The organism is Paraburkholderia sp. Ac-20342, from assembly GCF_017104985.1.
Lineage (GTDB): Bacteria > Pseudomonadota > Gammaproteobacteria > Burkholderiales > Burkholderiaceae > Paraburkholderia.
In genome coordinates this window covers 13,570-32,730 of record NZ_JAAGPQ010000088.1, presented here as the reverse complement: position 1 = coordinate 32,730, position 19,161 = coordinate 13,570, and the positions used below count along the sequence as shown (strand labels likewise).

Here is a 19,161-nt window from a genome sequence, read left to right as displayed (position 1 = left end):
GCGCAGCAGCGCGGCCGCCGCTTCGATGCCGGCCGGCGACGGCGCCGCCGCGTAGACCTCGGCCATGCGCGCCGGCGCCGAAACGGCCAGCTCGCGGTCGACGTCCTCGGGCAGGCTCACCACCACCGGGCCGGGCCGGCCGCTTTGCGCGACGTGAAACGCCTTCTGCATCAGTTCGGCGGCACGGTCGCCACGGCCGATTTCGAGTGCCCATTTCGCCATCGGCCGCGCATACGCGACCACGTCCATTTCCTGGAACGCCTCGCGATAGCGCACGTCCGACGGCACCTGGCCGACCAGCGCGACGAGCGGCGTCGAGTCCTGCTGCGCCGTATGCAGCGCGATCGCCAGATGCGTGAGGCCGGGCCCGCGCGTCACCATGCAGACGCCGGTCTTGCCGGTGGCCTTGGCCCATGCCTCGGCCATCAGCCCGGCGCCCTCTTCGTGGCGCGTCGCGATCAGGCGCGGCGAGTCGCTGCCGTGAAACGCGTCCATCACCGCGAGGTAGCTTTCGCCCGGCACGCAGAACACGTGATCGATCTGCTCGGCGGCGATGGCGTTATAGATTGCCTGTGCTGTACTCATTGCGTTCCCGCTGTCCCTATTGAGAGATGAACTGGTTGGTGTAGTAAGCGGACGGTGCCTTCGGATTGTGGACACCCGCGTACTTCGAGAGGACGTCGAGCATCTTTTTCCAGTCGCCCTCGTCGGTCCAGCCAATCGGATGACCGGCCGTGGCCGGCGTATGCAGCTGTTCGTTGAGCGCGATCTTCAGGCCGCCCGCCACGAACTCGCGGTTCAGATCGGGGTACAGCTTCAGGCTCGCGTCGATGGCCGCCTCGGGGTTGCGCTGCGCCGCTTCCCAGCCCTTGCGGCTCGCGTCGACGAACTTGCGCACCACGTCGGGATGCTTCGCGAGCATGTCGTCGCTCGCGATGAGGCCGGTGCCGTACGCGACCACGCCGTATTTCGCGTAGGGCATGTACTTCGCGTCGGGCATGCGGCTGCGGATGCGCAGCAGGTCGCCGGTCGCGAAGCCGGTGAGGAACGCGCCGTCGGTTTTCAGGAACAGCGGCACGCGCGCATTCGCATCGACGATCTGCAGTTGCACGTCGTCGGTGCTCATGCCCACGCTCGCGAGCGCCGGATTCAGCATCCGCAGGTCCGCGGTGCCGGCGCTCGAAATCACGGCCTTGTGCTGCAATTGCTTGAGGTCGCCGGTGAAGCCCGAATTGGCGCGGTAGATGAGCCCCATCGTCGCCGTTTGCGTGTACACGGAAACGAGCTTCACGCCGATGTTCTGCGCGGTGATGCCGAGCACGGCGATCGATGCATCGGACAGACCGAAGTCGTCGGCGCCGGACGCGACGGTCTGCACGGTCGTGCCCGAACCCTGGCCCTGCTCGATCGAGACGTCGAGCCCGGCCTGCTTGTAATAGCCGTTCGCGACGGCGAGCGCGAACGGCGCGACGTAGCCGTTGAACTTGTAGTCGGTACGCAGCACGATCTTCTGCAGCGGCTCGGCGAAGGCCGACACGCTCATCGCACTCGCCGCGCACAGCGCGACTGCCATGCAAAACCGTCTAGTTATGCGAAACATCTGTGTCTCCTTTTATAAAAGTTCATCGATGAAGCGAAGACGGCAGGCCCCGCCGATGCCGTCAACCCGCGCCCGCGAGCGCCACCACCGCGCCGTGCACCACGGCATCCACCATGACCGGCGTATCGCGATGGCGCTCGCGCGCCGCGCGCCGGCGGCTGCCCGGCAGGCGCGCGCCCGCGGCCGACGCGAACGCTTCCATCACGACCTTCAGCCTCGCATCGAACGTGCCACCCGAGGTGGCCGCCGGATCGAGCGCGATAAAGAACTGTCCCGTGCGCGGCGGGCCGCCCACCGGGCCCGAGAACGGCGACGCGGCAATCCCGGGCGTCGCACCGGCGAGGCACGCGGCAAACATCTCGACCATCAGCGCATTGCTGACGCCCTTGTAGCCGCCGGCCGGCGCCATCGAGCCGCCGTCGAGCGCGGCGTCCGCGCTATTGGTGGGACGGCCTTCGCGATCGAGCGCCCAGCCGTCCGGCAAGGGCCGCTTGTCGCGCCGGTGGCGAACCACCTCGCTCTTGGCGACCGTCGACGAACTCTGGTCGATCACGAAATGCACGCCGCCCTCGCCGTCGGGCACCGCCAGCGACCACGGATTGGTGCCGAGCACGGGTGTCGCGCTGCCCCACGGCGCGATCGACGCGGGCGCGTTGGTAAAGCCGAGCGCCACCACGCCTTGCCGCGCAAGCGTTTCCGTGTGATAGGCGAGCACGCCGCAGTTGTACGAGTTCGCCACCGCCATCACCGCGGCGCCGAGCTGCTTCGCGAGCGGCACCAGTTGGGCGAAGCCGAGCCCGATTGCCGGATGCGCGAAGCCGGCGTCCGCGTCGACCCGCACCACGCTGCCGTGCGCCTGCACGGTGGGCACGGCGGCCGGGTTGACCTTGCCGCAGCGCAAGTGCTCGCAGTAGACCGGCAGGTAAGCGAGGCCGTGCGAGGCGATGCCGTCCGCCTCGGCGGCGGCCACCGACACCGCCAGCGCGCTCGCCTGGTCCTGCGAGGCGCCCGCGTTCAGCAGCGCGCGCCGCGCGATAGATTCGATCTCGGCCACCGGCAGTGCGATCCCCGTCGTCATGCTCATGCTCCGTTGGCATCGCCGAACGGCGATACGTCGTCGTCACCGCCGCTCGGCGCGGGACCGCCCTCGCTCAATGCCTGATGCAGAAAGCGATGCCAGTTCAGGCCGAGGATGCCGTCGATTTCCGCGGCGCTGAAACCGACACGCTCCAGGCCGCCGCTCACCAGCCCGAAATCGAGATTCGAGCGGAACCACTCGGGTTGCGGCGGGAAGCCCGCCGCGATGCCGTCGTCGGGTTCGGGATGCTTCCAGCGTCCCTCGCGCATCCAGCCGAGCACGCGCGGCGGCTGCTCCTGGCACAGATCGGAGCCGATGCCGATATGCTCGACGCCGATGCGCTCCGCGAGTCCGGCCACCATCCGCGCGAATTCGTCGAGCGTGGTCTGCGAGCCGTGGATCATGTGGCCGGGGTACAGCGACAGCCCGAGCAGGCCGCCGGATTGTCCGAGCGCGTCGAGCACCGCGTCCGATACGTTGCGCTGCGTATTGCGCCAGGTGTAGGGATTGCCGTGGCTCACGACGACCGGGCGCGCCGAATACTCGATCGCGTCGAGCATCGAGCGCTCGGCCGCATGCGACATATCGACGATCATGCCGAGCCGGTTCATCTCGCGCACCACCTCGCGCCCCATGTTGGTGAGCCCGCTGTCGTTGCGCTCGGTCCAGCCCGTGCACAGCAGCGACTGGTTGTTGTACGCGAGCTGCATGAAGCGGATACCGAGCCGATGCAAGACCTCGACGAGGCCGATATTGGCTTCGATCGGCGACGGATTCTGCAGCCCGAACAGAATCGCCGTGCGGCCGCTGTCGATCACCGCGTCCATCTCGGTGCCCGAACCCGCGAAGCCGATCAGGTCGCCGTGCACATGGAAGCGGCGGTTCCATTCGACGAGCAGATCGACGGTGTCGCGAAAGTTCTCGTGATAGGCAACCGTGACGTGCACGGCGGACACGCCGCCGTCGCGCATCTGCTCGAACACCTTGCGGGACCAGCGTGCGAACTGCATCCCGTCGATGACGATCCTCTTCGAAGGCGTGACGGCGCGATTCATTCGGCCTCTCCAGCGTGAATGTACGAAGTCTTGACGGTGGTATAGAACTCGACCGCGTAGCGGCCCTGCTCGCGCGGCCCGTAGCTCGACTGCCGGGTGCCGCCGAACGGCACGTGGTAGTCCGTGCCGGCGGTCGCCAGATTGACCATCACGCAACCGGAGCGCGAACGCTCGCGAAAGGCCGAGGCGCGCGCGAGCGAACGCGTGACGATCCCGGCCGTCAGCCCGAACGGCGTGTCGTTCGCGATATCGACCGCTTCGTCGAAATCGTCGGCGCGAATCACGCAGGTGATCGGCGCGAACATTTCTTCCTGGTTGATCCGCATCGCGTTGTGGGTGCGCGCGAACACGGCCGGCTCCATGTAGTAGCCGGGCGTCTCGCGTTCGACGCGCGTGCCGCCGCACAGCCGCGTCGCGCCTTCCTGCGCGGCCAGTTCGACGTAGGCCAGATTCGCTTCGAGCTGCTGCTCGCTGACCACCGGGCCGATCTGCGTGCCCGCTTGCAGCGCATGCCCGACCTTCAGTTCGAGCGTGCGCGCGACCAGCTTTTCGACGAACGCGTCATGCACGCGGTTGTGCACGACGAGCCGCGACGAGGCCGTGCACTTCTGCCCGGTGCCGCCGAACGCGCCGTTCACCGCGAGCGACACAGCGAGGTCCAGATCGGCGTCGTCCATCACGACGAGCGCGTTCTTCGAGCCCATTTCCATCTGCACGCGCGTCAGGTTGCGCACGGCCGCCGCCGCCACGCCGCGCCCGACTTCGAGCGAGCCGGTGAAGGTAACCGCCGCCACGCGCGGGTCTTCGACGAGCCGCTGGCCGACCTGGCGGCCGCTGCCCATCACGAGGCTCATGAGCCCCTTCGGAATCGCCTGACGCGCGATGATCTCGGTCAGCGCGACCGCGCTCGCCGGCGTGAGATTCGCCGGCTTCCACACGACCGCATTGCCGAAGGCCAGCGCGGGAGCGATCTTCCAGCTCGCCGTCGCGATCGGGAAATTCCACGGCGACACCACGGCGACGACGCCGATCGGCTCGCGGCGCACGTCGACGTCGACGCCCGCGCGCACCGACGCGACCGCATCGCCCGGCTGGCGCAGCACTTCGCCGGCGAACCAGGTAAAGAACTGGCCGGCGCGATACACCTCGCCCACGCCTTCGGCGCGCGGCTTGCCTTCTTCCCGCGAGAGCAGCTCGCCCAGTTCGCCCGAGCGCGCCATCAGTTCGCGGCCGACCGCGTCCAGCACGTTGGCGCGCGCCTCGAGTCCGGTCGCGGCCCACACCCGCTGCGCCTCACGCGCGCTATCGAGCGCGGCATCGAGTTGTGCCGCGCTGGCCTGGGCGTAACGGCCAATCACGTCGTTCGTGTCCGACGGGTTCAGGTTCTCGATGAAGTCCGTGGCACTTTGCCATTCGCCAGCTATGAAGTTAGGTTTGATATCCACTCTTCTCACCAAAAAATGTTTCCGTGACATCTATAAGACGGCATCAATTTGTTTCAGTCAATTCTAATAAACTATACTTTTGTTCAGGTTTTCTGAAACGGAGACGAACGTGCCGAATCTGATGCAGTACCGTGTCCTGGTGGCGGTGGCCGAAACCGGCGGCATTCGCGCGGCGGCGGAGCGGATTCACCGCACGCCGTCGGCGGTGTCGATGACGCTCAAGCAGCTCGAAGACGAAATCGGCGGTGCGCTGTTCGAGGGCGAGCGCAAGACGCGCTTGACGCGCTTCGGGGAGTTCGTGGTGGATCGCGCGCGCGATCTTCTGGAGCACAACAGGCGCGTGGATCGTTCGATCAGTTCTTTTATTCACAATGGTGCGGGCAGCATCGAGATTGCGGTGCTGCCGTCCATTTCGCTCACGTTCCTGCCGCGCGCCTTGCAGATTTTCCGCGCCGAGAAAGATGCCGCGGTCGTGCGCGTGCGCGACCTCGACTCTCAGGCGATTGCCGAGGCCGTGAGCCGTGAAGTCATCGATTGGGGTATTGCGAGTTCGCGCCGCTTGCCGGACATCGACGTCCAGCTGCTGTTTTCCGAGCCGCTATCGCTCGTCGTGCGCGAGGACGACCCGCTCTGCAAGATAGACGGACCGATCCCGTGGGACGCATTGCGCGACCGCTCGTTCGTCGGCAACGGGATTTGCGACGGTATCGATACGCCCGCGTTTCTCTCGATCAACGAGCATCAGATCATGCATGCGCGCAGTGTGATGTCGCTTTTGTCGATCGTGCGGGAAGGCATCGGCATCACCGTGCTGCCGAGCCTGACGCGCATCGGCGGCGTGGGCGGCGTGCGCTTCCTGTCGATCGACGATCCGAAGGCGAGACGCAACGTCTGCCTGCTGTCCCGCTCGGACCGCAATATGTCGCCGGCCGCGCGAAGCTTCGCGCGGGTCTTGCGCGATCTGATCGCGGAACATGCGGGCGAATACGGGCTCGATATATAGCCGCATGTGCCGCATGTGCCGCATGTGCCGCGCGGGCACGCCGGCTATCCAGGCGGGTCGATCTAGGCTCGCGCCGCGACCGAACGCGCCATCAGTGCCGCCGCGCCGAGATAGTTGGTCGGGTCCGTCAAGGCCTTCAGCTTCGCGTCGTCGAAGCGCTCGCGGATCGATTCGTTGTCCTTGAGTACGTCGTACAGCGTGCGGCCATTTTCGATCGCAACGCGACACGCGTCGTACACCACGTCGTGCGCATGCTGACGCCCGATGGCAGGCGCGAGCCCCATCATGACCGCTTCCGCGACGATCAGGCCGCCCGTCAGGTCCAGATTGCGCCGCATGCGCGCGCTGTCGACCTGCAAGCCGCGCAGCATGAAATTCGCCTGGAACAGCGCGCTCGCCGCGAGCAGGAAGCTCTCCGGCACGGCGCTCCATTCGAGATGCCACGGTCCGGTGGCGCGCTCGAAATCGTGCATCGTGCCGTCCAGCATCAGCGCCGCGCGCTCGCGCAGCATCTTCGCCGCCGCGAACATCAGCTCGCTCGAAATCGGATTGCGCTTTTGCGGCATCGTCGAGCTGGCGCCGCGGCCAGGCACGAACGGCTCCGCGACTTCGCCGAATTCCGAGGCCGCCATCATCATCACGTCGAGTGCGATCTTGCCGAGCGAGCCGCCGATGCCCGCGAGCACCGAGACGAGTTCGTACAGTCCGTCGCGCGCGACGTGCCAGGTGATCTCGGGATCGCGCAGCCCCAGTTCCTCGGCAAAAAGCCGCCGCGTATCGAGCGCGCGCTCGGGGTCGCCGAGCGACGCGAGCGTGCCCGCCGCGCCGCCGAACTCGACCATCAACGCGCGCGCTTTCATCTGCTGAAGACGCTCGGCATGACGATTGAGCGCCGACAACCAGACCGCCGCGCGAAACCCGAACGTGACCGGCAGCGCGTGCTGAAGATGCGTACGGCCCGCCGTCACCGTGTCGGCATGCTTGAGCGCGAGTTCGCGTAACGCCTCACGCACTTCGTCGAGCTGCTTTTCGATCAGCGCGACGCCGCGCGCACATTGCAGCATCGTCGCGGTGTCCATGATGTCCTGGGTCGTCGCGCCCCAGTGCAGATAGCGCCCCGCCTCGCCGCACATCTCGCTCACCTGCTTCACGAGCGGCAGGATCGGATAACCGACGATCTCGGTTTCATGGCGCAGCTTCTCGAGGTCCAGCTTGCCGAAATCGGCCTTCGCCGTGATGTCGCTCGCGGCGTCGCCGGGAATCAGGCCGGCCTTCGCCTGCGCGCGGGCCAGCGCGGTTTCCGCGTCGATGCAGCGGCGCAGATACGCCTCGTCGGAGAACACTTCGCGCATCTCGGGCGTGCCGAACATGTCGCGGAACAATGCCGAATCGAAAACAGTCGTTGCCATGACGGGCTCCTTGAATGCCTTTATTGAGTTCGCGATTTACTGAGCGCTTTACTGCGCGATTGACTTCGCGCTTTACTTCGAAAGACGCGCCAGCCACGGGCGCAGACCGTCCTTCTCTTCGAGGCCGAAGCCTGCCGCGTCGGTCGGGCGCACCAGCCCGCCGCCGATGCCGCAGCCGGCCGGATAACCGCCGAACGGCTGGAACACGCCCGGGTACGCCTCGCAGCCGCCCAACTCCAGGCCGACGGCAATATGCAGATTGATCAGATGGCCGCCATGCGGATACGCCTGCGCCCGGTCGAAGCCGTGACGCTCGATCAGCTCGATCATGCGCGCGTATTCGGTGAGGCCGTACGCGAGCCCCGCGTCCATCTGGAAGATGTCCTTGCCCGGACGCATGCCGCCGAACAGCGCGAGATTCTTCACGTCCGGCACGGAGAAAAGATTCTCGCCGGTCGCGATACGTCCCGCGTAGGCCTGCGCAACCTGCCGGTTCAGATCGAAGTCGAGCGGATCGCCGATCTCTTCGTACCAGCGCAAGTCATACGGCGCGATGGCTTTCGCGTAGGCGAGCGCCGTCTCCAGATCGAAGCGGCCGTTCGCGTCGACGGCCAGACGCTGGCCTTCGCCCGCGACCGTCAGCGCCGCTTCGATACGGGCGAGATCGGTCTTCAGGTCCGCGCCGCCGATCTTCATCTTGAAGGCATCGAAGCCCATCGCGCGATAGCCGCTGAACTCGTCGGCGAGACGCTGCACGCTATCGTCCGGGTAGTAGTAGCCGCCCGCCGCGTACACGTTCACGCCTTCGCGCTTGCCCGCGCGGCCGTAATGGCGCGCGATCGTCACATAGGCCGGCTCGTCGCGCAGCTTCGCGTTCAGGTCCCATACGGCGAGTTCGAGGGCGCCCGCCGCCGCCGCGCGGTCGCCATGACCGCCCGGCTTTTCGTTGCGCAGCACGGTCTTCAGCACCGCTTCCGGATCGAACAGCTCGCCGCTCGCGTCGAGCAGCGTCTCGGGTGCGGCGGCTTCGAGGCGCGGAATCATGCGCTCGCGCAGGATGCCGCCCTGCGCGAAGCGGCCGATCGAATCGAACGCATAGCCGATCACCGGCTTGCCGTTGCGCACCACATCGGTTTCGAGCGCGACCAGCGACACATCGTGCTCCGCGAAACTCACGAGCGCGTTCGCGACATTGCCTTCGAGCGGAACTGAAATTTCCCTGACGGACGTAATACGCATCATTTTTCCTTTGAGATTCCGAATTCAGATGACCTTGCCGGGCGCGACGCCGAACACGCGCTGATATTCGCCGCGCGCCTTGCTCTCGTCGAACTCGCCGGTGGACTTCGCGATCACGAGCGTGGCGACGCTATTGCCCATCGCGTTGCAGATCGACACCGCCTGCGAGGTGAAGCGGTTGATGCCGAACAGGATCGGCAAGCCTTCGACGGGCAGGATGCCCGACGCGGTGACGGTCGCCGCGAAGACGATGAAGGTGCCGCCCGACACCGTCGCGGCGCCCTTCGACGTGACGAGCATCAGCACGAGCAGGCCGAGCTGCTGATGCAGATCGAGATGCACGCCGTACGCGTTCGCGATGAACATCACGCACAGCGACATATACACCGAGGTGCCGTCGAGATTGAACGCGTAGCCGGTCGGCAGCACGAGACCCGTCGACTGGCGCGAGCAGCCGAGCCGTTCGAGCTTTTCGAACAGACGCGGCATCGCGCTTTCCGACGAGGCCGTCGCGAACAGCAGGAAGATCTCGTCCTTGAAGTAACGCAGATAGCGAAAGATATTGAAGCCGTAAATCCGCAGGATGACGCCGAACACCACCACCACGACGAAGGCCAGCGTCAGATACATCACGACGAGCAGATAACCCAGCTCGATCACCGCGTTCATGCCGCTGCTGCCGATCGCAAACGCGATCGAGCCGAATGCGCCGAGCGGCGCGAACTTCATGATGACGTCGACGAACTTGAAGAAGCACTCCGACATGCGCGACAAACCGCCTTCGACGCTTTCGCGCGAGTCCTTGTTCAGCATCAGCAGCGCGGCGCCGAAGCCGATCGAGATCACCAGCACCTGCAGCAGCGAGCCGTTCGCGAACGCGCCGACGAAGTTGTCGGGAAACAGCGTGAGCAGGAAGTGTTCGAGCGACATCGGCCCGGCCTTGCCGTATTGCGCATGCACCGCGGCGGCGGCTTCGCTGCTCTGCGTGAGATGCATGCCGAGGCCCACGCCCGACAGATTGGCCACCACCATGCTGATGGCGAGCGCGACGGTCGACACGATCTCGAAGTAGATCAGCGCGCGCAGGCCGATGCGCCCCACGTTCTTCAGATCGCCGGCCGCCGCGATGCCGAGCACGACGTTCAGAAACACCAGCGGCGCGACGATCATCTTGATGAGCCGCAGGAAGATGTCGCCGAGCACCTTCATGTCCACCGCGAGCTTCGGCGCGATAAAGCCGAGCGCGATGCCCGCCACGATGCCGACCACGATCTGCACGCCGAGCCGCGCATAGAACGGCGTCTTGCGGCGCGCCTGCGGCGGCTTAGCCTCTAAGTTAGGGTGATTCGCACTCTCGCCATGCACAGCCATGCCCATCTCCTGTCACGACGGCTTTCCAGGGTCTGGACAGCCGCTTAATATGTCCGTACTTTATGAATATGTACGGACTATATTGAGACATGCTGGACGGGTCAACTAGGGGTTTACGCGAACCGACGGGGTTCGCGCCGCCGGTGCCCCGCTTGGCAACGCCGGCGCGCGCGGCTAGCATTAGCCCGCCGCGCCATGCACGCGGCCCAAGGAAAGCAAAGAGGAAGAAGGAAGATTCAGATGAAACCGCGATATGCCGAACTGGCCGAGCAACTCATTCAGGCTATCGGAGATGGCACGTTCGAAGTGGGCTCCGCGCTGCCGAGCGAACTCGATCTGTCGGCGCAATATGGCGTGAGCCGCGCGACCGTGCGTTCGGCGCTGGAACGCGTGCAGGAACTCGGGCTGATTTCGCGCCGCAAGCGCGCGGGCATTCGCGTCGAGGCGAGCAAGCCGCGCGTGGCGTTCGAGCAGTCGCTCTCGAGCGTCGAGGATCTGGTGCAGTTCGCGGTCGTCACCGAGCGCCATGTCCAGTCGGTGATGGAGATTTCGGCGAGCCCGTCGCTCGCGGCGCAGCTCGGTGTCGCCACCGGCTCGCGCTGGCTGCGCACGGAAATGCTGCGCGTCGATCCGACCAAACCGGACCGGCCGATCTGCTGGACCGACGTCTATCTCGAACCGGCGCTCGGCGCGGGCATCCGGCGCGAGCTGCGCAAAAGCTCGGGACTGATCTGCGAAATGGTCGAGCAGCGCTTCGGCCGCGTGGTGCGTGAGGTGCGCCAGGAAATTCGCGCGATCGGCGTTCCGGCGCGCGTGGCGAAGCAGCTCGGCGCGACGGCCGACGAGCATGCGCTGGAGATCACGCGCCACTATATCGACGAGCATGGCATCGTTTTCGAGGCCACGGTCAGCGTGTTGCCGGCTGACCGCTTCACTTATGCGCTGCAGTTGCGGCGTCATGACTGAGCCATCGCGCCGGACTCGCTCGCCTTGCGCAGATTGCCCGCCTTCGACCACGCCTTTGCCCACATTAGCCGCGTTGCCCGTCGGCAGGCGGGCTCTGCCGCTTCAGGTCACCTTCAGCGCCACGCCCTCGTCATCCGATGATTTCATCGTCATCGGTTCGACCGGGCCGACAACGAACAGATACGCACCGGCGCCAATCACGCAGAAGGCGCCCGCCGTTACGAGCGGAATCAGGAACGAGCCGTGGGTGATCGTCAGCATCACGCCGGTGAACGTCGAGGTGAGAATCCCCGCGACGTTCGAAGCCGTGTTCTGAATCGCGCTGATCGTCGCGACATGGCGCGGCGTGGGCGCGACATCGCCCGGCAGCGACCAGGCGTTGGCGGACACGAAGGACAGGCTCACATAGGTCACCGAAAAGAGCACGATCGCGAGCAAGGGGCTTTGCGCGAAGGCGCATAGCACGATGCATGACGACAGCAGCATGCCGCCGACGAGGCAGGTCTTGCGCGCGGCGGTCATGCTCCAGCCGCGCCGGAACAGCGCATCGGACGTGGCCCCGCCGATCCAGCCGCCTGGAATCGCGCACAGCGCCGGAATCATGCCGAGCGTGCCGAGCTGCGCGAGCGAGAAGCCGCGCGCTTCCATCAGATAGCTCGGAAACCACGTGATGAAGAAGTACTTCACGAAGTTCATGCAGAAGAAGCCGAGCATCATGCCGAGCACCGTGCGATGCGAAAGCAGCGCGCCCCATCGCACCGGCTTCGCAGGCTCGTCATGACGAAGGGCATCGCCGCGTGCAGGGACCCTTTCAGGTGCCTTCTCATAGGCCCTCTCGGGTGCCTTCTCAGGTGCCCGATGCATGCCGGGCGCGCCGGCGCTGCGTGCGCGCGTCGATCGGTCGAGCGTACCGGTACGGGATCGAAACTGGCACGCATCCGACACGGAGCTATGTCGACGCCCATCGCGCGGCGCTCGACTGGATACAAGAGCATGCGAAAGAGCAGCGGGGATGAAAAGCCTCGCCGAAGCGAGGTCAAACTCATTACGGCTGCGTGGGCTTTTCTGCTATATGCCGCTTTGCGCGGATTCGGATAATTGCATCCTCGACATCGGACCAAAACTCACGGCAGCGGATACGGTAGTAAATTACGTTGGCATCATAGCGCGCCCGATATATCAAGGAGCTTTCCCGCTTTGATAGATTGCGTTTTATTTCATCCACAACCCACTCAGTATCGAAAGTAAGCCAGGCGGGGGGCACTGGCGTTAGGACATTAGGCCCGCAAACCGGCGCAACCTCTCTGAAAAAAATATCTTTCAATTCTTCAATCGGAAATTGCGCGATCTTTTCAGCCCAATAGTCATAGTCAATTTCATTGTCCACGAAAAACTCCGACATTACCTGCCATACGTTTTCCCGGTCAGTGTCAGCTATCGAATTCTCCATGCCTGAAATTCCTTCACTTCGTCCAGGTAGCCGTCATACGCTATATCCGTGACCGTAGCCGCTGCCGTCGAGCCGATGATAAGAACCGCGATTGCGCAAAACGGCGCACCCGGCCCGCATATAGACCCAACGGCCATACTTGCCAATGCGGCACCTGTCATACCGCCTTCAAGGATTGTTCCCTGTCGCGCCGTCTCCGTAACCTTGTCATCTGCTCCTGCGATGGCCCACACGGCAAGGGCACCCGTTACGAGTAGCCCAACCTTTCCCGCTGTTCGCATCCGCGCCGTCTTCGCGTTGACCTTCGCGTTGCTTCGCCCTGCCGCCTCAATAGCTGCATAGTAAGCCTGGTCCTTTTCTTCGCTCGTCAAGCTGCGAAATGGCTTTGAGAAAAGCCGATTTGCGTAACGATCCAGAATGGCCTCATAGCTGATACCTTGGCCTTTCATGCCCTGCGCACGGGCTAGACCCCATGCCGAAGTTACCTTCCGGGTTTCTTCCATGATCTGATTACGCATTGTGTTGCAGAACTCCGCACCTTCTGCAACCGTCATACGCCCGGAATTTACTTCATCCTGAACCATTTCACTCATTCTTTTAACGCCTGCATCATAACGCGTGCGGACGTTAGCGTCGCTAATCGCTGAACTGGAAAAGTAGAACCCGCCTGCTTCCAAGGCATGGCGAGTGTCCTTAAGAATATCGGTTTGCAACGAATGCTCTTGTTTCGTCTGAAACGGCCCGCTGCGAACAATAGACGGATTAGCTTGAACCTCTGACATACTTACCTCGCGATTGCTGAGGGAATTGATTCTGTTACAGACCCGGACGCGCCCGCGCTGTCGCGCGGCAATAGTTTGATGCGGGTGCAAGCATTTCCATTGTCGGCACGCTCGAATCGAACAACGTTGCTTGCGTCAAATGTCCCGTACTCACTCGACCCGTCCGCGAAATGCGCTACGCAACGCAGCCCATCGAAGTTTCCCAACTCAGTTAAAGTGAAACTGATCCAGTGATTGACGGCGGCCGCAGGCGCGATTGGCCCTCTAGTCGTGTCTTCGTCGCCCCGGTCGGTAATTCTCCAGCTTGTGCCATAGATCGCGATGATTCTCGGACGGTTGGCGCATTTGCAAAGGACGATATCGCCGCCGACCGCTTGACGCCGCCCGCCGTTCACGTTGTCAATCAGGCGATGCCGGTCGCTTACGCCTGCCCCGTAAGTGATTTGGCCGAAGCTGTCGCAAGCGGGACAATATGCCTTGTCGCCGATGAAAGCGAGGCGACGGCGCTTGCCGTCTTCGCGCGTATCGATACGCTGCTGAGAGAGGCCGGAATCGTGATCGAGGAAGCGCAGGAACAGGCCGCCCGATACACGCATCGCTCTAGCTATCACGGAATATGTCTCGCGTAGCGGGACTGACATCGCAACACGGAGGCGCGGCCTCGATACGCGCCGGGCCGGCCTGCGCCCTCGAGAACGCACGGCATTTTCGGAACTTCGCATCCACGGAGACACGGTATGAAACGCGTTTTGATCACGGGCTCGGCCGCTCAGATCGGCAAGGTTTTACGCGCCGGCCTGCAAGGACGATATCGCCTGCGCCTCGCTGACATCGCGCCGCAAGCCGCCGCCGGTGCCGCGAGGAAGTCGTCACGGCGGACATCACCCGGCTCGACTCGCTGCTGCCGCTGATGGACGGCATCGATACGGTCGTCCACCTCGCGGGCATCCCGGACGAAAGCACGTGGGAAAAAATCCGCGACATGAATATCGACGGTTGCTACAACGTATTCGAGGCGGCCCGGCGCGCGGGCGTGAAGCGCGTCGTGTTCGCGAGCTCCAATCACGCGGTCGGTTTCCACCGCCGCGACCGCCTGATCGACGACACGGTCGCGCCGCGTCCGGACAGCCGCTACGGCGTGTCGAAAGTGTTCGGCGAGGCGCTCGGGCGCCTCTATGCGGACAAGTACGGCCTGTCGGTCGCGTGCATGCGCATAGGCTCGTTTCGCCCCGATGACGAGCCTGCCGCGCCGCGCCATCTATCCACCTGGATCAGCCATCGCGACATGGTGCAGCTTGCGCAACGTTGCATCGATGCGCCCGACTATCAATTCGTGGTCGTATATGGGGTATCCGGCAATGCGCGCAATCGCTGGAGCAACGCCAACGTGCACCTGCTCGGCTACGCACCCGAGGACGACGCGGAGCGGCACGCGGCACGGATTGCCGCGAACGGCGCGTCAGAGGACGCAACGGAAGCGCTATTTCACGGCGGCTTCGGCTGTCGGGTGGAATTCGCCGGCGACGCCTCGCGCATCGACTGAGCGAAGCCGCAACACGCTCGCGTACGCTAGGCCGACGCGAGCCGTTCTGTCTGCCGCTTGAAGACCGGCGACACGCTGCTGTTGCGGCCGAGTTCGTCCGCGGCCAGTTGCAACGCGGCGCCCAGTTCTTCCATGCGCGCCTCGGTCAGCCGCGTCATCGGCCCGGCGATGATGAGCGTGCCGAGAATCTCGCCGCGCGGATCGCGCACGCAGGTCGCCATCGAATTCATCGCGGGCAGGAAGACGTTGGTCGTGATCGCGAAGCCGCGTTTCTTCGCCGCCTTGACGTGAGTCAGCACGGCCTTGATCGTGGTCGGCGCCGCGGGCCCGAAATTGGCGGGATTGGGCAAGCCCTGCTTGCCGAGCAGGCGGATCGCATCGTCTTCCGACTTCGTCGCGAGCCATGCATAGCCCGCCGCGCTGCACCAGATACGCACGGGCGCGCCCATCTCCGGGTCATAGCGCAGGCCTTGCGTCGCGCCCTGCGCCTTGGCGACGTAGACGAGCTGATCTTCGTCCAGCAGCGCGAGGCGAACCAGTTCGCCGCTCTGCGCCGCGAGGCGCTCCAGCGTGGGCTGCGCAATGTCCGTGATGCCGCCCGCGCTGAGAAAGCGCAGACCGAGCGACACCACCTGCATCGTCAGCGTGAATTCATCGTGCCGCTCGTCCCGGCGCACGTAGCCTTCTTCCATGAGATCGGCGAGCAGGCGATGAGTGGCCGATAGCGGCGCATTCGCGGCAACCGACAACTCCGACAGCGTGCGGCCGGCCGGATAAAGGGAAAGCTCTTCAAGGATGCGGAAGGTCCGCTCGATGATGGCGCTCACGACGAATCCTCTCCTCAATGGTCAAGCGGATAAAAGCGTACGAAATAGTATGTCGAAGTTCTTTCCAAATTGGAATAGCCTTACAGGAAAGGACTGCGCACTTTGCCGGCGCGCCGGGTCTCACGAGGCAGGCTGGCAACGCCCTACCGCTTCGAAAAACGAGGTAACCAGCGGCGTGTCCTGCCGTTCGCGCAGACAGCAGACATGAATATGCGTCGTGATGGGGTTGCCCTTGATCCTGACCTTGTGCAGCCGCCCGTCGGGAATGTATTCCGACTCCGACATGGTGCCGACGCCGAGACCGCGCGCAATCGATTCGCGCAGCGCTTCGCGGCTGCCGATCTCCATCGAGATGCGCGCCTTCAGGCCGATCTTGTCGAGCGCGTCTTCCAGCGCCCGGCGCGTGGTCGAACCCTGTTCGCGCATCAGCAGCGGCACTTCGGCCAGTTCCCGCAAATCGATCTCGTCGCGTTGCGCGAGCGGATGCGCCGCGTTCACGCAGGCGATCACGGGATAACGCGCGTACGGCTGCATATAAAAGTGCTCGTTTTCGAGCGCGCTCGCAATCGCGCCGACATCGCACACCGCCAGCACGCCGACGTCGCACACGTAGTTGTCGAGGTCGCGCAGCACCTCTTCCGAATTGCCGAGCGTCACCGACAGGTTCATCGCCGGGCGCAACTCGTGATAGGCCTCGATCATGTCGATGATGTGATACGGCCCCACCGCGCCGATCTTCAACGTGCCGTGCACGAGTTCGCCGCTGTCGCGCAGCAGCGAACTCGCGTCCCCTTCGAGGCTCGCCATCTGCCGCGCGATGGTCAGGAACTCCAGACCGACGCTCGATAGATCGACGCGCCGGCCACGCCGGTGAAACAGCTGCACCGCGTATTCCTGCTCGATCGCCTGGATTTGCGAGGTGATCGTGGTCTGACTGGTCGACAGCGCCTTGGCGGCCGCCGTGAAGCCGCCGTACTGGACGACGGCGAGAAAGGCGCGAATCTGTATCAGGGTCATGGCGCGTTCGATCTGTTTTTTCGGTCGATTGACCGAATTTTTTCGGAAATTTCGATGATATCCGCGCCATGTGACAGATTGATTCCATGACCGCCCGCATCTCCCGCGCGCTTCGGGGAATACCCTCAATTCCCGGAAACAACTTGCAAAGTGGAAGTCACTTCCATAATATGCGACGCATGTAAAGGCGTGAACCGCGAGCGCGACATGCGCGTCCGGCGCGTCTTCGTCACCCGCACATCAGGCCACCAGGAGGAAAACCCCATGACCGCCAGCACCCACGGACTACTCGCCATATGGAGCACCGTTCAGGAGCCGTTCGAAACCGATTATCTGCACTGGCTCACGCGCGAGCACATATTCGAACGGGTCGGGGTGCCGGGTTTTCTCTCGGGCCGCGCGTACCGCCGGCGCGACAGCGCCCCGTCGGAATACGTGATCGTGTACACGCTGGAGAACGCCGCCGTCATGGCGAGCGAGGGATATATCGAACGACTGAACAATCCGACGCCGTGGACCCAGAGCGTCATGCCTCACCTCGGGCAGTTTCGTCGCGGCGGCGGCACGACGATCGTGCGTGCGGGCCAGCCCGGCGCTTTCGGTTCGCGCCTCGCGATCGCACGCTTCGACAGGTTGCCCGCCGCGGTCACGCAGGAAGCGCTCGACGCGATCGCGGCCCTCGATCGCGTGACGCAGACGTGGGTCATGACCGTCGCGCCGGATGCCACCTCGATCGCCACCCGCGAAAAGTCGATGCGCACGGGCACGGAAGGCATCTTCAACAGCGTCATGGCGGTCGAGGCACTGGACGACGCCTCGCTGAACCGGGCGACCGACGCCGCCCAGGCGTTGACGCGTCACGACTGCCGCTTCGAGCCGTACGACTTGGTTTTTTCCTTTAGCAAGACTCATTAATTCCAGGCCCATGCCGATGCACGGCCATGCCGCGTCGCGAGCCGGGTCTCGCGCTGCGGCATGCCGCACACCCAGGCCCATGACAATTCAGGAGACAGCATATGTCAGACGTCAATGTCGGATCGTTTGCCGACGACGCGATGCAGCAGGCCCAAACCCTCAAGCGCGCGGTCGTCAAGGCTAGAAACAGGCTGGTGCCGTTCCTGCTGCTGATGTTCGTCCTCGCGTTCATCGACCGGGTCAACGTCGGCTTCGCCAAAGCGCATCTGCAGGACGCGACGGGCATCAGCGACGCCTCTTATGCCTTCGGCGCCGGGCTGTTTTTCATCACGTATTTTCTCTTCGAAGTACCGAGCAATCTCGGCCTCAACCGTTTCGGCGCGAAGATCTGGATGTGCCGGATCATGGTCACCTGGGGCATCATCTCCACCGGCGCGGCCTTCATCAACGGCAACGTCTCGTTCTATCTCCAGCGGCTCCTGCTGGGCGCGGCCGAAGCCGGGTTCTTCCCCGGCATGGTCCTGTTCCTGACTTTCTGGTTCCCGGCGAAATGGCGTCTGCCGATCATCGCGCTGTTCTATTGCGGCACACCGCTCTCGTTCGTCATCGGCGCGCCGATCTCCAGCGCGATTCTCGGCATCGGTGCGCATCTCGGTCTTGAGGCGTACCAGTGGATGTTCGTCATCGAGGGGCTCGCCTCGGTCGTGGTCGGCATCTGGGCGTTTTTCTATCTCAGCGACAAACCGCAAAACGCACCGTGGCTCGATCAGCGCGAACGCAACGCACTGACGGCGGCCATCGAGGAAGAGGAACGCAAAAAGATCGCGGCGGGCCCGCACAGCATACTGGCCTGCCTGCGCGACGTCGGACTGCTGCGCTTCATCATCACGTACATTCTGATCGTGATGACCAATACCGTGATCCAGTTTTTCATGCCCTCGCAGGTCGCGAAGCTCATTGGACAAAACACCGGCGCACTGGTCGGCGTGATCGTGGCATTGCCGTGGTTCTGCGCGCTGATCGCCGTGCTGGTATTGCCCTCGCTCGCCAACAAATACCAGCGCAGCCGCTGGTGGGGCGCCGCCGGCCTCGTGGCGGCCGCCATCGGCCTGCTCGGCTCGCTCTCGCATTCGCCGACGCTGGCGGTGGCCGCGCTGTGCTTCTCGCTCGCGGGCCTGTATGGATCGCAGCCGATCTTCTGGCAGTCGCTGACCAAATATCTCGGCGGGATGTCGGCCGTCGCCGGCATTGCCGCCGTCAACGCGATCGGCAACCTAGGTGGGTTCTTCGCGCCCAATATCCGCTCGATCACGGTATCGCTGTTCGGTTCCGCCGACCTTGGCACGGTTGCGCTGGCGTTCACGACGTTCCTCGGCGCCTTGCTGTTCCTCTTCCTGCCGCGCGGCGCGGCCATCACGAACTCAGCCGATTGAGCCGGCACGATCGCGTGGCGTAGCGTGG

General features: G+C 64.3%; 18 protein-coding genes and 1 pseudogene. 5 read left to right on the top strand and 14 right to left on the bottom strand.

Annotation, left to right across the window (positions count from 1 at the left end; translation table 11 throughout):
• The 5 genes from G3N58_RS27200 to G3N58_RS27180 form a co-directional block, all read right to left on the bottom strand.
• A partial coding sequence (locus tag G3N58_RS27200) for a thiamine pyrophosphate-binding protein (RefSeq protein WP_277396987.1) occupies nucleotides 1-585 on the bottom strand: 585 nt, incomplete at its 3' end.
• Nucleotides 586-601: 16 nt separating this feature from the next.
• Nucleotides 602-1,600 (bottom strand): ABC transporter substrate-binding protein, encoded by a 999-nt coding sequence (locus tag G3N58_RS27195; RefSeq protein WP_206000721.1) that lies wholly within the window; start codon nucleotides 1,598-1,600, stop codon nucleotides 602-604.
• Nucleotides 1,601-1,661: 61 nt separating this feature from the next.
• Nucleotides 1,662-2,678 carry an Ldh family oxidoreductase gene (locus G3N58_RS27190; protein ID WP_167039906.1) on the bottom strand — a complete coding sequence of 339 codons (1,017 nt, stop codon included), beginning with the start codon at nucleotides 2,676-2,678 and terminating at the stop codon, nucleotides 1,662-1,664.
• Between the two features lie 2 nt (nucleotides 2,679-2,680).
• On the bottom strand, nucleotides 2,681-3,733 hold the full coding sequence (locus G3N58_RS27185; protein WP_167285533.1) for a membrane dipeptidase: 1,053 nt from the start codon (nucleotides 3,731-3,733) through the stop codon (nucleotides 2,681-2,683).
• The gene (locus tag G3N58_RS27180; RefSeq protein ID WP_345891014.1) at nucleotides 3,730-5,172 is read right to left on the bottom strand and encodes an aldehyde dehydrogenase family protein; all 1,443 of its coding nucleotides are present in this window, start codon (nucleotides 5,170-5,172) and stop codon (nucleotides 3,730-3,732) included. Before G3N58_RS27180 ends, G3N58_RS27185 begins: the two co-directional genes overlap by 4 nt.
• A 115-nt stretch (nucleotides 5,173-5,287) precedes the next feature.
• On the opposite strand from G3N58_RS27180, the gene G3N58_RS27175 reads away from it, so the two are divergent.
• Nucleotides 5,288-6,181 carry a LysR family transcriptional regulator gene (locus tag G3N58_RS27175; protein ID WP_167039903.1) on the top strand — a complete coding sequence of 298 codons (894 nt, stop codon included), beginning with the start codon at nucleotides 5,288-5,290 and terminating at the stop codon, nucleotides 6,179-6,181.
• Between the two features lie 62 nt (nucleotides 6,182-6,243).
• Here the strand turns inward: G3N58_RS27175 and G3N58_RS27170 are convergent, their stop codons facing one another.
• From G3N58_RS27170 to G3N58_RS27160, 3 genes are all read right to left on the bottom strand, one after another.
• The gene (locus G3N58_RS27170; protein WP_205990330.1) at nucleotides 6,244-7,590 is read right to left on the bottom strand and encodes an adenylosuccinate lyase family protein; all 1,347 of its coding nucleotides are present in this window, start codon (nucleotides 7,588-7,590) and stop codon (nucleotides 6,244-6,246) included.
• Nucleotides 7,591-7,662: 72 nt separating this feature from the next.
• Nucleotides 7,663-8,829 carry an enolase C-terminal domain-like protein gene (locus tag G3N58_RS27165; protein ID WP_167039952.1) on the bottom strand — a complete coding sequence of 389 codons (1,167 nt, stop codon included), beginning with the start codon at nucleotides 8,827-8,829 and terminating at the stop codon, nucleotides 7,663-7,665.
• A gap of 24 nt (nucleotides 8,830-8,853) precedes the next feature.
• The gene (locus tag G3N58_RS27160; RefSeq protein ID WP_167039901.1) at nucleotides 8,854-10,200 is read right to left on the bottom strand and encodes a cation:dicarboxylase symporter family transporter; all 1,347 of its coding nucleotides are present in this window, start codon (nucleotides 10,198-10,200) and stop codon (nucleotides 8,854-8,856) included.
• A gap of 240 nt (nucleotides 10,201-10,440) precedes the next feature.
• On the opposite strand from G3N58_RS27160, the gene G3N58_RS27155 reads away from it, so the two are divergent.
• Nucleotides 10,441-11,166: a GntR family transcriptional regulator gene (locus G3N58_RS27155; RefSeq protein ID WP_167039900.1), complete on the top strand. Its 726-nt coding sequence runs from the start codon at nucleotides 10,441-10,443 to the stop codon at nucleotides 11,164-11,166.
• Nucleotides 11,167-11,268: 102 nt separating this feature from the next.
• Here the strand turns inward: G3N58_RS27155 and G3N58_RS27150 are convergent.
• The 4 genes and pseudogenes from G3N58_RS27150 to G3N58_RS27135 all read right to left on the bottom strand — a co-directional run.
• A pseudogene (locus tag G3N58_RS27150) lies at nucleotides 11,269-12,030 on the bottom strand (MFS transporter); the annotation flags it as partial.
• 181 nt (nucleotides 12,031-12,211) lie between these two features.
• Nucleotides 12,212-12,616: a hypothetical protein gene (locus G3N58_RS27145; RefSeq protein ID WP_167039898.1), complete on the bottom strand. Its 405-nt coding sequence runs from the start codon at nucleotides 12,614-12,616 to the stop codon at nucleotides 12,212-12,214.
• The gene (locus tag G3N58_RS27140) at nucleotides 12,601-13,398 is read right to left on the bottom strand and encodes a hypothetical protein (RefSeq protein WP_206000717.1); all 798 of its coding nucleotides are present in this window, start codon (nucleotides 13,396-13,398) and stop codon (nucleotides 12,601-12,603) included. Before G3N58_RS27140 ends, G3N58_RS27145 begins: the two co-directional genes overlap by 16 nt.
• Nucleotides 13,399-13,400: 2 nt before the next feature.
• Nucleotides 13,401-13,994 (bottom strand): hypothetical protein, encoded by a 594-nt coding sequence (locus G3N58_RS27135; protein WP_167039896.1) that lies wholly within the window; start codon nucleotides 13,992-13,994, stop codon nucleotides 13,401-13,403.
• Between the two features lie 284 nt (nucleotides 13,995-14,278).
• Here G3N58_RS27135 and G3N58_RS27130 point away from each other — a divergent pair, with 284 nt between their 5' ends.
• Nucleotides 14,279-14,941, top strand: a complete 663-nt coding sequence (locus G3N58_RS27130; protein WP_346778303.1) for an NAD(P)-dependent oxidoreductase — start codon at nucleotides 14,279-14,281, stop codon at nucleotides 14,939-14,941.
• Between the two features lie 26 nt (nucleotides 14,942-14,967).
• Here the strand turns inward: G3N58_RS27130 and G3N58_RS27125 are convergent, their stop codons facing one another.
• Together G3N58_RS27125 and G3N58_RS27120 are read right to left on the bottom strand one after the other, a co-directional pair.
• A complete protein-coding gene (locus G3N58_RS27125) occupies nucleotides 14,968-15,768 on the bottom strand; it encodes an IclR family transcriptional regulator (protein WP_167039895.1) in 801 nt (266 codons plus the stop codon).
• Nucleotides 15,769-15,888: 120 nt separating this feature from the next.
• Entirely contained in the window at nucleotides 15,889-16,785 is an 897-nt protein-coding gene (locus G3N58_RS27120; protein ID WP_167039894.1) for a LysR substrate-binding domain-containing protein, read from the bottom strand.
• Between the two features lie 264 nt (nucleotides 16,786-17,049).
• Between G3N58_RS27120 and G3N58_RS27115 the strand changes: the two genes are divergently transcribed.
• Together G3N58_RS27115 and G3N58_RS27110 are read left to right on the top strand one after the other, a co-directional pair.
• Nucleotides 17,050-17,700, top strand: a complete 651-nt coding sequence (locus G3N58_RS27115; protein WP_167039893.1) for a DUF4286 family protein — start codon at nucleotides 17,050-17,052, stop codon at nucleotides 17,698-17,700.
• A gap of 101 nt (nucleotides 17,701-17,801) precedes the next feature.
• Nucleotides 17,802-19,133 carry an MFS transporter gene (locus tag G3N58_RS27110; protein ID WP_241017250.1) on the top strand — a complete coding sequence of 444 codons (1,332 nt, stop codon included), beginning with the start codon at nucleotides 17,802-17,804 and terminating at the stop codon, nucleotides 19,131-19,133.
• The last annotated feature ends 28 nt before the right edge of the window (nucleotides 19,134-19,161 follow it).

Coding starts and splice junctions, on each gene's coding strand:
- G3N58_RS27195 (WP_206000721.1), bottom strand. CDS start 1,600: ATGTTTCGCATAACTAGACGGTTTTGCATGGCAGTCGCGCTGTGCGCG.
- G3N58_RS27170 (WP_205990330.1), bottom strand. CDS start 7,590: ATGGCAACGACTGTTTTCGATTCGGCATTGTTCCGCGACATGTTCGGC.
- G3N58_RS27185 (WP_167285533.1), bottom strand. CDS start 3,733: ATGAATCGCGCCGTCACGCCTTCGAAGAGGATCGTCATCGACGGGATG.
- G3N58_RS27135 (WP_167039896.1), bottom strand. CDS start 13,994: ATGCGTGTATCGGGCGGCCTGTTCCTGCGCTTCCTCGATCACGATTCC.
- G3N58_RS27190 (WP_167039906.1), bottom strand. CDS start 2,678: ATGACGACGGGGATCGCACTGCCGGTGGCCGAGATCGAATCTATCGCG.
- G3N58_RS27155 (WP_167039900.1), top strand. CDS start 10,441: ATGAAACCGCGATATGCCGAACTGGCCGAGCAACTCATTCAGGCTATC.
- G3N58_RS27140 (WP_206000717.1), bottom strand. CDS start 13,398: ATGTCAGAGGTTCAAGCTAATCCGTCTATTGTTCGCAGCGGGCCGTTT.
- G3N58_RS27115 (WP_167039893.1), top strand. CDS start 17,050: ATGACCGCCAGCACCCACGGACTACTCGCCATATGGAGCACCGTTCAG.
- G3N58_RS27145 (WP_167039898.1), bottom strand. CDS start 12,616: ATGGAGAATTCGATAGCTGACACTGACCGGGAAAACGTATGGCAGGTA.
- G3N58_RS27160 (WP_167039901.1), bottom strand. CDS start 10,200: ATGGCTGTGCATGGCGAGAGTGCGAATCACCCTAACTTAGAGGCTAAG.
- G3N58_RS27120 (WP_167039894.1), bottom strand. CDS start 16,785: ATGACCCTGATACAGATTCGCGCCTTTCTCGCCGTCGTCCAGTACGGC.
- G3N58_RS27165 (WP_167039952.1), bottom strand. CDS start 8,829: ATGCGTATTACGTCCGTCAGGGAAATTTCAGTTCCGCTCGAAGGCAAT.
- G3N58_RS27110 (WP_241017250.1), top strand. CDS start 17,802: ATGTCAGACGTCAATGTCGGATCGTTTGCCGACGACGCGATGCAGCAG.